General features: G+C 37.5%; 10 protein-coding genes. 3 read left to right on the plus strand and 7 right to left on the minus strand.

Annotation, left to right across the window (positions count from 1 at the left end):
- Window positions 1-72 precede the first annotated feature (72 nt).
- From tal to STA7437_RS14845, 6 genes are all read right to left on the minus strand, one after another.
- Window positions 73-1,221, minus strand: coding sequence for a transaldolase (tal, locus tag STA7437_RS14820; protein WP_015194205.1), 1,149 nt, complete (start codon window positions 1,219-1,221; stop codon window positions 73-75).
- A gap of 52 nt (window positions 1,222-1,273) precedes the next feature.
- Window positions 1,274-2,344, minus strand: coding sequence for a class 1 fructose-bisphosphatase (fbp, locus tag STA7437_RS14825; protein ID WP_015194206.1), 1,071 nt, complete (start codon window positions 2,342-2,344; stop codon window positions 1,274-1,276).
- A 372-nt stretch (window positions 2,345-2,716) separates the two neighbouring features.
- Window positions 2,717-2,929 carry a hypothetical protein gene (locus tag STA7437_RS14830; protein WP_015194207.1) on the minus strand — a complete coding sequence of 71 codons (213 nt, stop codon included), beginning with the start codon at window positions 2,927-2,929 and terminating at the stop codon, window positions 2,717-2,719.
- Between the two features lie 51 nt (window positions 2,930-2,980).
- Window positions 2,981-4,102, minus strand: a complete 1,122-nt coding sequence (locus STA7437_RS14835; protein ID WP_015194208.1) for an FAD-dependent oxidoreductase — start codon at window positions 4,100-4,102, stop codon at window positions 2,981-2,983.
- Window positions 4,103-4,125: 23 nt separating this feature from the next.
- On the minus strand, window positions 4,126-5,523 hold the full coding sequence (locus tag STA7437_RS14840) for a YcjF family protein (protein ID WP_015194209.1): 1,398 nt from the start codon (window positions 5,521-5,523) through the stop codon (window positions 4,126-4,128).
- Between the two features lie 41 nt (window positions 5,524-5,564).
- Window positions 5,565-6,797, minus strand: coding sequence for a methionine gamma-lyase family protein (locus tag STA7437_RS14845; protein WP_015194210.1), 1,233 nt, complete (start codon window positions 6,795-6,797; stop codon window positions 5,565-5,567).
- Between the two features lie 245 nt (window positions 6,798-7,042).
- Between STA7437_RS14845 and STA7437_RS14850 the strand changes: the two genes are divergently transcribed.
- The 3 genes from STA7437_RS14850 (at window position 7,043) to STA7437_RS14860 (ending at window position 11,233) form a co-directional block, all read left to right on the plus strand.
- A complete protein-coding gene (locus STA7437_RS14850) occupies window positions 7,043-7,876 on the plus strand; it encodes an acyl-CoA desaturase (RefSeq protein ID WP_015194211.1) in 834 nt (277 codons plus the stop codon).
- A 551-nt stretch (window positions 7,877-8,427) separates the two neighbouring features.
- Window positions 8,428-9,162 carry a lysophospholipid acyltransferase family protein gene (locus tag STA7437_RS14855; protein WP_015194212.1) on the plus strand — a complete coding sequence of 245 codons (735 nt, stop codon included), beginning with the start codon at window positions 8,428-8,430 and terminating at the stop codon, window positions 9,160-9,162.
- 112 nt (window positions 9,163-9,274) lie between these two features.
- On the plus strand, window positions 9,275-11,233 hold the full coding sequence (locus STA7437_RS14860; RefSeq protein WP_015194213.1) for a PP2C family protein-serine/threonine phosphatase: 1,959 nt from the start codon (window positions 9,275-9,277) through the stop codon (window positions 11,231-11,233).
- On the opposite strand, the gene STA7437_RS14865 is transcribed toward STA7437_RS14860, so the two are convergent.
- Complete coding sequence (locus tag STA7437_RS14865) at window positions 11,230-12,378, minus strand: pyridoxal-phosphate-dependent aminotransferase family protein (RefSeq protein ID WP_015194214.1); 1,149 nt, start codon at window positions 12,376-12,378, stop codon at window positions 11,230-11,232. The two genes, STA7437_RS14860 and STA7437_RS14865, sit on opposite strands and share 4 nt — an antisense overlap.
- Window positions 12,379-12,863 lie beyond the last annotated feature (485 nt).

Raw genomic sequence — 12,863 nt, forward strand, 5'->3', positions numbered from 1 at the left:
CCTACTACTCTTGCTCCTGTGCTGGCTGGAATGAATTGGTCAGGGCGAACAAAAGTCCGCCCCTACCGATGGTTATACTGCTGCTAAATGTTTAACTTTGTCTTCTAAAGAAGAAATTAACGATTCAAAGGGTTTAATAAATTTATCAATCCCATCATCGAGTAACTCATCCATAACTTCACTAAGATTAATATCTATATCAGGATCGGCTAAACTCTCAATCACTTGATAAGCCTGATCGACATTACTTTCAATGCGGTTGGCAGGATCGCAGTGATCGGCACAAGCATCAATAGTTGCAGGAGGCAAAGTATTAACTGTATCCATCCCCACTAATTCATCGATATACATCACATCACTGTATTCAGGATTTTTCGTGCTTGTAGAAGCCCAGAGTAAACGCTGTACTTTTGCCCCTTTAGCTGCTAAAGCTTGCCATCTTTCACCACCAAATATTTCTTTATACTTTTGATAGGCAATTTTGGCATTGGCGATCGCGACTTTTCCTTTTAGTTCTTGTAGTTTGGCTTTTTTCTCTAGTCTGTCTACTCCTTTGAGTTTTTCATCAAGGCGATCATCTATATTACTGTCAATGCGACTGAGGAAGAAGCTGGCAACTGAAGCAATTTTACTAATATCTTCTCCTGCTGCAGAGCGTTTTTCTAAACCACGGATATAAGCCCAAGCTGTTTCAATGTAACTATCGACAGAAAATAGTAGAGTAACGTTAACATTGATTCCTTCGCTAATTGCTTGCTCAACTGCTGGTAAACCTTCAGGAGTACCAGGAATTTTGATCATCACGTTAGGGCGATTGATAGTAGCAAAGTAACGTCTAGCTTCAGCGATAGTCTTTTCCGTATCTTTGGCAATAGTTGGGGTTACTTCGATACTGACATAACCATCTAAACCATTGCTTTTCTCATACACAGGTAGAAGAATATCGCAAGCATTACGAATATCTGTAAAAACTAGATTTTCGTAGATATCTAAAACAGATTTACCCTCTTTGATCCCTGCTTCGATATCAGCATCATAAACTTGATTTCCTGCGATCGCTTTTTCAAAAATTGCTGGATTGGAAGTAATCCCAGAAATGCCTTTTTTTTCAATTAGTTCTTTTAATTCTCCTGATTCAATCGAAGCACGATTGAGGTTATCCATCCAGATACTTTGACCATATTGGTTTTCAATTTCTAAAATGCGATTAGTTGCTACCATTATTTTCTCCTAAGTTGTTTGTTGCTAATTTGCTAATTGGTTGTTCTAGTAATTAAGAACTAACTAAACTGATTCCTTCTGACTTTCTTCTCATCCAATCAGCGATAAAAGATTCTACCAACTCCACATCTTCCTTACTACCAATGAACAAAGGAGTTCGAGCGTGTAATTTTTTGGGGACTATATCCAACAATCTTTCTGTACCTGTACTTGCTTTACCGTTGGCTTTTTCCATCAAAAAGGCTAAGGGTGCAGATTCATAGAGAAGACGTAATTTGCCTTCTGGATTTTTGTTAGTACCAGGATAAAGAAATACGCCTCCTTGCATTAAAATTCGATGAAAATCTCCCACCAACGCCCCGCTATAACGAGCGGTGTATCCATCATGACGATGAACATAACGAATATATTCTCGAATCGATTCTTCCCACTGCCAGTAGTTTCCTTCGTTGACGCTGTATACTGGACCGTGTTGAGGAATAGTAATATTTTCTTCGGCTAAAATAAATTCTCCTAAACTGGGATCAAGAATAAAAGAATGTACTCCCTTACCTAGAGAATAAACTAAAATTGTCGATGGCCCATAAAGAATATAACCCGCAGCAATTTGTTTATCGCCGTGTTGTAACAGATCCTTGGCTTGGGGATCAAAATCATCGCCTTCTTGTTGACGAATCGCAAAAATTGATCCCACATTAAGGTTAATATCTACATTAGAAGAGCCATCAATCGGATCGTATAGCAAAGTATATCTACCGATTGGGCAGTTTTCAGGAATATAGTACGGTTGCTCCATTTCTTCTGAAGCTAATCGACAGACTAAACCACTTTGCTTAAATACGGAAATAAACACCTCATTGGCGTAAACATCCATCTTTTTGACTGACTCGCCTTGGACGTTGGTTTCTCCAGTAAAACCCAAAGCCCCCGCCATTAAACCTGCACGACTTAGACGACGAGAAATCAATTTAGCTGCTAAAGCGATGCGGTTCATAATCGCACTAATATCTTGTGCTTCGGCAGCAGTAAAAGTAGAAAATTGTTGCAGTACGTGTCGAGATAAGGTGGTACAATCCCGATCTAGACTGTATTCTGGGATAATAATTTGCTCTGGGTTTACCATGATTGTTAACCTCCCTGGCTTGGCTGATTGCACTGAGTTGCAACTAAAGCTTGAATAAGTAAGTACAAATTCCTATAATGCTAGTTTGTCTCAGTCGCATCCCTCTACTCATCTATCTTAGGGATGGATTTAACGACGGAGTAATAAGCTTAAGACGAGCTTCAGGTTATGAAGACTGTTGTTATTATCTGCTACGTTTTATTTGATGATTCTGTAATGAAAACCACAAATATTTGGTTCAGCTAAGAGTTTATAGCTGATTAATCGTGATGTTTGGCTGGTTAGGGTTAATTGTTAGAAATTAATAAAGAAATTATCAAAAGGCAAAACCTAGAGACGCGACATGTCGCGTCTCTACTCTACTGGTAAGTGCTATTCAATTGTGATCGATTGAGGTTGATCTTGGTTGCTTTTGTGATTGCTATTATTGCTATCAAAATTACTAAATCCTTGTTTATTTAACCAACTGGCAAGAGGTTCGTCATTAAGATCAAGTCTTAATAGTCCAGAACAAAAACCGCTAGTAAAAGCAAGAGGTTGTTTTAGTAGTTCTTGAATTACAGGAGATAGTTCGCTCAAAAACATAATCTATCTTTTAGGTAAATTTAGAATGGTAATGCTGTTTTACTTGAAATTTTAACGCTTTCTCGTCTCTAAAAAGCGATTCATAAATTTTCGGTCGATATAATCTTTCAGATACCATAGTAAAGGAGATTGCCAACCAATTAATCCCCAAGAAGCGATCGCGTTTTTGTCTCCAGTGCCGATTAAGGCTAAGTAGTTTTTTTGTGGAGTGTAGGTTTTAAGTGGTCGCTTTAATATTATTCTACGCCAATTTTCAAATAATGGTCGTCCCTGACGTACGGCAAAGACACCTGCTTTAGGACGTTGATAATTTTGCATTGTTGCTACATCTCCTGTCGCAAAAATATGCGGATGGGAAACAGATTGCAGAGTATCTTTGACTAAGATAAAACCTTTTTGATCGGTAGTTAAACCAGAATTTTTAATCCAAGTGGGTGCGGAAGCTTGAGTTACCCAAAATATATAATTACAATCTACAACTAAACCAGAATCACAAATAATTTGATGAGCTAAAACTTCTTTAACGTTTTCCTGTAAATGTAGTTTGATTCCTCTGGCAATTAAAATTTTTTTTAATCGATTACTTACCCAATCATTATGACTTGATAAAAGTTTTTCTTCTCGATGAAATAAATGAATTGTAGTTTGATTGTTTTGTTCTTTGAGCAAACGAGCCTGCATATTTAAAGCTAATTCAACTCCCCCTGCACCACCACCAACAATTGCTAAAGAAATTGAATTATTTGGATGGGTAGTTAATAATTCTTCCCAAGCTTGTAAAAATTGAGGAACAGGTTTAGCAGGAATTACATATTTTTTAGCTCCAAGTATATTATTTGTTTGAGGAGTACTACCGATATCAATTGATAGGTAATCGAATTTAATTGGAGGATTTTCTAAACAAATTACTTGTTTTTGATCTAAGTCTAAACCTACCGCTTGATCTATAATTAAATCTGCTTCTGCCAACTCAGATAAATGTTGTAAATTAATATGAGTTTCTTGATAAGAATAAAACCCAGCCACATGACCAGGTAACATCCCCGAATAAGGAGTTTGTTTAACATCACTAATTAAAGTAAGTTTTACTCCTGAAATCGGATTTTGTTCAAATAATTTTAACGCGATCGCATGGCTGTGTCCACCACCAATTAAAACTAAGTTTTGAGTCATAAAATTGACTTAATTTTTGCAAATCAACCTACATTTTTAAACCTTTCTTTGGCAGACTGAAAAGCTTCTCGCATTACTGATTGAATTTTTTCGGGATCGGGTTTTTTACCACCCATTAAATCGCCAAAATAAACACAAGCACCTTCACCCAATGCCCAAGTATAAGCAGCAGCCCAAGAAGCAGCAATTACACTACCAAAACCAGGAATAAATTTAATCAATTCTCTACCAACAGCTTGCGCGACAAAACCTCCAGCGATCGCACTAACAATTCCGCCAGCTTGGGATGGAGTGATAGTTTGTCCATATAATTTGCCCAACAAACCTACCATTGAGACTTGTAGGGCAGTTAAAACAGGCATTGTCGCAAACGGAAGCGGTACGGCTGCTAAAGTAGCTGCAATTGTCGAAAATGCCACCAGATAACGTCTAGCGACATCTCGATACAAATTGCCGATTTGTTCAGTAGCAGTTTGATCTAATAATTGAGAAATAGCGTTAGCTTCTGCTTCAGGAAGTAAATCTGCGATCGCGTCTCGTAAAGCTTCTAAACCGTAGAAAACGGGCTGATATTCATCTTCTTCTAAAGTAAAATCAATCAAAACAGAGCGGTCGCATAAATTAGCAAAAGCTTCTTGAATAGCTGTAAAAGCTCGCTTTACTTCGGCAACATCTGGAGGATAGTCAGGATGATTAACTAAATCGGGCGGATAAACCTCGTGAAGACAGGTAACTGCTAATAAACAGGGAATATTCGGATATTTTTGGCGTAATTGTTCAGCAATTTGTTTTAAAGTATCGGTAGCAAAATCATTAATTTTAACTGTAAGAATTAAAATTTTGGCTCGATTAGTTTCTTGGCGAAGATCTCCGCTCAATTCTTCAATAATGGCTTGAGTATCTTGAGCAACATCTCCTAGCCCAACAGTATCAGTAAAAATTAATAAAGGCAGTTCGCTGGAAGGATAAGCATATTGCTGAGTATGTTGAGTATGGGGGCGAAATCCCTGTCCTACAATCTCAGCCGAAACGCCTGTTAATCCTCGAATAATCGAACTTTTGCCTGCTTGAGGTTTACCAATCAGTAAAGCCTCGGTTGTAGGTAATTTGGCTCGAACCGTTTCTAAAATTTCTGTTACTTGAGCCTCATCCACACTAAACCATTTAGTCAAAGTTTGATTAATCTGCTCTAAAGGGATATTTTTAGTAATTTTTTGGGTCTTATTATCAAAATTAAACCATTTAGTCAAAGTTTGATTAATTTGCTCTAGAGGGATATTTTTAGCAACTTTCTGTGTTGCCTCATTCCAGCTATGAGCAGCCCAAGCTGCGAGAGCATTTGGGGAGATTTTAGCACGAGATTGAGACTCGGTAGATTCAAGAGATGAAGAATCGGGTTTAGGATTAGGGGAATCAGTCATAAATTCTGAATCTTAAATTCTGAATTCTGATTTCATCTTAGTTAAAAATTGACACCTACTGCTTCAATTGCAGCTTCAAGTGCGATCGCAATTTGAGTCCAATGAGTACCACCTTGACAAAATACGATATAAGGTTCTCGCAAAGGGCCATCGGCAGAAAATTCAGAAGTACTCCCATCAATAAAAGTTCCTCCAGCCATAACTAACTTACTCTCATAACCAGGCATTTCGGCAGGAATGGGTTCTAGGTAAGAATCAATTGGAGAATACCTTTGAATCGCTTTACAAAACGCAATCAGTTTTTCTGGTGAACCTAATTGAATAGCTTGAATTACATCTCGACGAGGTTCTAGAGGCAACGGATTGACAGGATAACCTAATTGCTCAAAAACATAAGCAATTAAATGACTTCCTTTGACCGCTTCACCCACCATTTGAGGAGCTAAAAATAAACCCTGAAACAACAACCGATTTTGATCGAGGGTAGCACCGCCACTACTACCAATTCCTGGTGCGGTCAAACGACAAGCTGCTGCTTCTACCAATTCAGCTTTTCCTGCTACATAACCACCACTAGTAACAATTGTTCCCCCCGGATTTTTGATCAAAGAACCCGCCATCAAATCCGCACCTACAGCAGTGGGTTCTCGCTCTTCGATAAATTCTCCGTAACAATTATCCACGAAACAAATTGTCTCGGGATTTTGTCGTTTAACTATTGTGATAATTTTTTCAATGTCGTCAATTGATAAACTTTTACGCCATGAATAACCACAAGAACGTTGAATTAAAACCAAACGAGTTCGCTCTTTAATGGCTGTTTCCAAATTTTTCCAATCTATATTTCCATCTAAAGTCAGGTTTAACTGGCGATATTCAATGTTAAACTCAGCAAGAGAACCATGATGGTTTCCTCTTAAACCGATTACTTCTTCGAGGGTGTCATAAGGTGCGCCTGCTACAGCTAACATTTCGTCTCCTGGGCGAAGCACGCCAAATAAAGCACTGGCGATCGCATGAGTTCCTGAGACAAATTGGATTCGGACTATTGCTTCGTCTGCGCCCATGACGTCAGCAAAGACTTTATCTAAAGTATCTCGACCAAGATCGTCATGTCCATAACCACTAACACTAGCAAAGTGATGGACTCCCACACGGCGGTCGCGAAAAGAGGTTAATACTTTTTTTAAGTTTTGCTTGACCTGGGTGTCAATTCCAGAAAAAATCGGTAATAAGGCTTTTTCTGCTTCAAAAAGCAGAGCTTGGGTGTTCATAAGTGAATGGAGATTTTAAATTTTGTTGCCAATCATCTATCGAAAAACATTTGCTTTATTGCTGTCAATAGGTTTTAGTTTGGTAATAAATTTTCTTCAATTCCATCAGACACCATTTCAATCAGCATAAAGTAAAAGGTAAAAACTTAATAAGTATTTTTTCCGTTTTTACTTTTTGCGTTTATGTTTTTTTGTGTTGGTTTTAAAACACAAATTTTGCATAAAGTACAGATTCAGGTTAATAAATGACAGTTGCTACATCAGATCGACTTCCTCCAGATTGGCTCAACATTAGCTATTTTGGGCTAATACATTTAGTCGCCTTATTAGCTGTTTTCCCCCAAAATTTCAGTTGGGGAGCAGTCGGAGTTGCTTTTCTTCTTTATTGGTTAACGGCAGGGATCGGGATTACTCTTGGATTTCATCGGCTAGTTACCCATCGCAGTTTTGAAACTCCTAAATGGGTAGAATATATCTTAGTTTTTTGTGGAACTCTAGCTTGTGAAGGAGGTCCCCTTGATTGGGTTGGAGCGCATCGAATTCATCATAAGCATTCTGATACAGAGTTAGACCCCCACGATTCTAATCGGGGTTTTTGGTGGAGTCATATCGGTTGGATGATGTGTGAACATCCCGTCAATCAGGAAATTCCTCGTTATACCAAAGATATTGCTGATGATCCTTTTTATCAATTCTGTCAAAAATATTTAGTTCCTATTCAAGTTGGTTTAGGCTTACTTTTATATTTTATTGGAGGTTGGTCTTATGTCATCTGGGGAATTTTTGTTCGTCTGGTAGTTGTGTTCCACGTTACCTGGTTGGTCAATAGCGCAACTCATAAATTTGGCTATAAAAGTCATGAATCAAACGATAATTCAACCAATTGTTGGTGGGTAGCGTTACTTACTTTTGGGGAAGGTTGGCACAACAACCACCATGCCTACCAATATTCTGCGCGTCATGGTTTAAGATGGTGGGAAATCGATGCTACGTGGATGACGATTAAATTACTTGAATTTTTAGGATTAGCAAAAAATATTAAATTACCACCAACTCAAACTAAACAAACTCAAGTTTAAATTTTAATTAAATCAAAACTACAAGGTAATAGATCTTGACTGAACAAATGTTCTCATCATCTTTTACCTTTTTTTTTGACACAAAAATTACTCAATTTTTCTTTAATAAATAGAATTTAAAAATTGATTTCTTTCAAAAATAAGTATTAATTTTGACGAAAATTAGACATTGAAACTTATAGCGTTGCTCGGATTCATGAAGTACACCCAATACCTGCGGACTGGCTTAAAACTAAAAATTTTGTACCTCACTAGCAGAAGAATCGCTCTAAATAAATTTGACGTTCAAAAAACTCTAACTAAATAATTAATTGGGTAAAAATTGCTTAAATAAAATCTTGTTCATTAATTCTTTTAATAGGACTTTTTTTGAAAAAAGATTAATAATATTTTATTTTTGGATAAATTAACAAGCTTCTAATTGCTCAGGACAAATTAACAACTGTCCCTCAGATAGAAGACACTTTAGAAAAAAAAAATTAAGGTAGAAATATACAAATATTAATCAGTACATTACATCTAAAGCAAAAAAAATTGCAGTTAATTAATTAATGAATCAGTCTTTGTCGTCTCAACAATCTCTTTCCAAACAACAATCAGATTCGATTAACTCTCGTGTATCTCCTTGGTTAGCTCGATTACTATATCCGCTAGCGCGATATCTCGTTTTACCTGTCTTTTTTAGCCAAATTGAAGTAATAGGGCAAGAAAATATTCCTAAAACTGAGCCTGTGATTGTTGCTCCTACTCATCGTTCTCGTTGGGATGCTATGATTATCCCTTATGCAGTTGGGAGATTAGTCAGTGGCAGAGACTTACGCTTTATGGTTTCTGCTAACGAGGTTAAAGGTGTACAAGGATGGTTTATTAGACGAATGGGTGGATTTCCTGTTGATACCGAACACCCAGGAATAGGAAGCGTTCGTCATAGCATTAAACTACTGCATAAAGATGAAATGTTAGTCATTTTTCCAGAAGGAGGCATTTATAGAGAGAATATAATTCATCCTCTTAAGCGTGGTGTAGCTCGGATCGCTTTAGAAGTAGAATCAGAGCAACCAGGAAGTGAAATAAAAATTTTACCTATTAGTATTAAATACGACCAGCCCTATCCTAGTTGGGGGTCAAAGGTAATAGTAGAAATTGGCTCACCTCTCAATGTAGCTGATTATTTAAGTGATTCTTTACGTCAAAGTTCTCAGAAACTTACCAATGCACTCAAAGCATCATTAGAAAAGTTGCACAAAGTTGAAGATGAATGTAGATTCGCATCTTCTGAAATATAATTTGATAAAGATCTCAGACGTTACAATTCTTGGCGTAATAAACTGGTTAATAAGCCAATGATATTGGTTCAACCTCTGGTAACAATTGAGTGAAATTATCAGCGCAAAATTTATGAAGCGCGTTTCCCAATTCCAAGTATCTATGTCAAACACGGAGCAAACAATTCAATGCTCGAATCCTCATTGTCTAGCTGTTAATTCGATAGATAATCAATTTTGTCATCGATGTAAAACGCCGATAGTCAAACGTTATCTGTGGGCAATAACAGATGCGGTCGCGCCTGAGCAAATTGGGCAACTAATTGGCGATCGCTATTTGGCATTAGATCGAAGAGTATTTCTTGATACTCAACCAGGAAAATTACCTCAAACTCCAGAGGACGTACCTAAAACGATTATTGCTTATCTACAACTTTTTTCGTATGTGCCTCACCTTCCTCAAGTTTATGGACAACTCGATGGTACAGATATTTGGTTGCTAGAATATGGCACTGTACCAACGGACGAACGAGGAGAATTATTACATCCTCAATTGATACCAGAAATCACTGAAGTGTGGGAACAAGCAACTGCTTTACAACAGTTAAGTTGGTTGAGGCAAATCGTTAATCTTTGGCAACCTCTAGCTAGCAAACAGCTAGTTTCTACTCTGCTGAATGCTCAATTAATTAGAGTGAATGGACTATTAATTCAGCTTTTAGAATTAGAACCAGACCAGTCAGCTACTCCCCAGTTAAAAGATTTGGCTCAATTGTGGTCTGAGTGGAATCAAACTGCATCTGAACAAATTCAAGAATTTTTAACACAACTTTGTCTTCGTCTTCAACAAGGAACGATTAATCAACCAGAACAAATAATCGCTCTTTTAGACCGAGCAATTCAATTATGTAGTTATACTTTTGATTATTCTTATCGGGTAGTTGCTTGTACTGATTCAGGTCCTAGTCGAAATAATAATGAAGACGCTTCCTATCCTCCCAACGAAACGCTGATTAATGTTGGCAATCAAGAAACTTCTTTAGCCATTGTCTGTGATGGAGTAGGAGGACACGAAGGAGGAGAAATTGCTGCTGAACAAACTATTAAGTATCTTAGAGATCGAGTTGCTGAATTATCTTTAGGTAAATACGATACCAATCCGCCTAGTGTAATCCAGAAATTAGCCAATTTTACTAACGCAGCTAACGATATCATTAGTAATCGTAACGATAACGAACAACGTCAAGAACGACGACGCATGGGAACAACCTTGGTCATGAGTTTAGCTCATCATCATGAAATGTACCTAGCTCATGTAGGGGATTCTCGGATTTATTTGATTACTCCCGAAAGTTGCCATCAAGTTACTGTAGATGATGATTTAGCATCGAGAGAAGTACGCCTCGGCTATGCTGTTTATCGAGAAGCTCTACAATACCCTTCTGCAGGAGCTTTAATCCAAGCTTTAGGAATGAGAGATTCTGGTTCTCTTCATCCTAATGTCCAACGATTGATTATAGATCGCGATTGTGTCTTTTTGCTTTGTACTGATGGCTTAAGTGATTTTGACCGAGTAGAACAATACTGGCAAAGTACAATCTTACCACTGTTAAAGAATTCAGACCAAAATAATCTCATCAAAGCTGCTAAAGCGTTAGTAAAAATTGCCAATGAAAAAAATGGGCATGATAATGTTACGGTGGCTTTAGTTCATTGTCAGATTCAACCTAAATCAGAAACAGAAGCAGAAGCTATTTCTTGGGCAGAGGTAGAATCAGTAGTTGGAGAATCGCTCAGTTGGTCTGAAGTTGCTGCAACTGATAGTTCTTTGCCTGAGACAGAATCATTACAGCCTACAGAAGCACAATTTACTGAACCGCTTCCGCAGCCACGCAAATCTAAAAAACTACAGCTATTATTGTTAAGCTTGATTATTTTAATTGGAATCGGGGTGTTATCTTCTTTATTTGTACTGAAATTAATGAATGAGGCAGAAGATTCTAAAGAACTTGGGCCAACTATTCCTGAGCGAGAAATGACTAATCCTGAGCAGGAAATAACCACTCCTCGTTCTAAAAATCAGAACTTTTAAAAATATAAAACTTGCTTTAAAGCATTAAGTAAAAGAATGACATTTTCGGGGCGACTGTTATATCCCATTAAGCCAATTCGCCAAACTTTACCACCTAATTCACCTAAACCACCAGCAATTTCAATATTGTATTCGTTTAGTAGTTTACCAGCGATCGCTTTACCATCAACTCCATCGGGAATACGGACAGTAGTTAAGGTAGGTAAACGATATTGTTGCTCTACATGACAAACTAGGTTTAATTCTGCTAACCCTTGCCACAGTAACTCAGCATTAGTTTGATGTCTTTGCCAACGCTTTTCTAATCCTTCTTCAGCTACTAGACGTAAAGCCTCTCGTAAACCGTAATAAAGGTTAATTGGGGCAGTATGATGATAAACGCGTTCACTTCCCCAATATTTACTCAACAGCGACATATCTAAATACCAGTTAGCCACAGGAGTACGACGGCTGTTTAATTTATCAATTGCCTTGGCACTCATGGTAAAAGGTGAAGCACCAGGAGGACAACCCAAACCTTTCTGGCTACAACTATAAGCCAAATCGATCCCCGATTGGTCAATCGATAAAGGTACACCTCCCAAACTGGTAACTGTATCAACTAAAAGTAAACAATCGTACTGTTGGCATAGTTCCCCCAACCCTTCTAAAGGTTGTTTCACTCCTGTGGAAGTTTCCGCATGAACTAAAGCTAAAATTTTTGGACGATGAGTTTCTAGCGCAGTTTTGATTTCAGCTAGATCAAATACTTGTCCCCAAGGTTTGCTGATGGTACGAACATCCGCACCATATCGACTTGCCATATCTACCAAGCGATTGCCAAAATAACCTTTGACCCCGACTAAGACTACATCTTCTGGTTCAACTACATTGGCTAAAGTTGCTTCCATCGCTGCGCTACCAGTACCACTGACCGCAATAGTTAATTCATTCTCAGTTTGCCAAGCATAACGAAGTAAATCTTGAATTTCATCCATCACAGCTAAAAAAGTAGGATCGAGATGTCCTACTGGTGGAGTACTCATGGCAGTTAAGACGCGGGGATGGACATTGGCAGGCCCAGGCCCTAGTAAGACACGAGGCGGTAAATCTAATTGAGCGGTTTGACGACGAAAGCGATCGCTCTTTGAGCTTGTTGAAATCATGGTTTTAATTAAGTTTCATTTTTTTTGTTTCCTTTGCTTAGTTTAAAAGAATCGCTTGCCTTTATTAAAACTAGTCTTCAAAATCTGTAATTTATTTAGTTATTATTTGAATTAACCTTGTTAATAATTTTGATTTACTAAAACTTAAAAATCAGTTAAAGATACAGTCTAGCTTGTAGACATTAAGCAAAACACGTGTTAAAAATAATCCCAACTGAACTGATAAAAGATGGAACTTGAAGTCAATAAAATCTTTAATAATTGAGTCTAGCTTGAACCAGAAAAAATTATCGATATTATAGAAGAAAAACAAAACTAAAAGATCTGTTAAGTAATACTCAAGAACCTTGCGAAACCTCAAAGAGAGAATACTATACCTCTATTTTTTACAATTATTAATCTATATTTACTGAGGAAACAACCAAAAAAATTTGAAATAATTGAAACTGTTTGATCAAAATTTTTTGCACAACAAATGGAGGGAC

This window comes from Stanieria cyanosphaera PCC 7437 (assembly GCF_000317575.1).
GTDB lineage: Bacteria > Cyanobacteriota > Cyanobacteriia > Cyanobacteriales > Xenococcaceae > Stanieria > Stanieria cyanosphaera.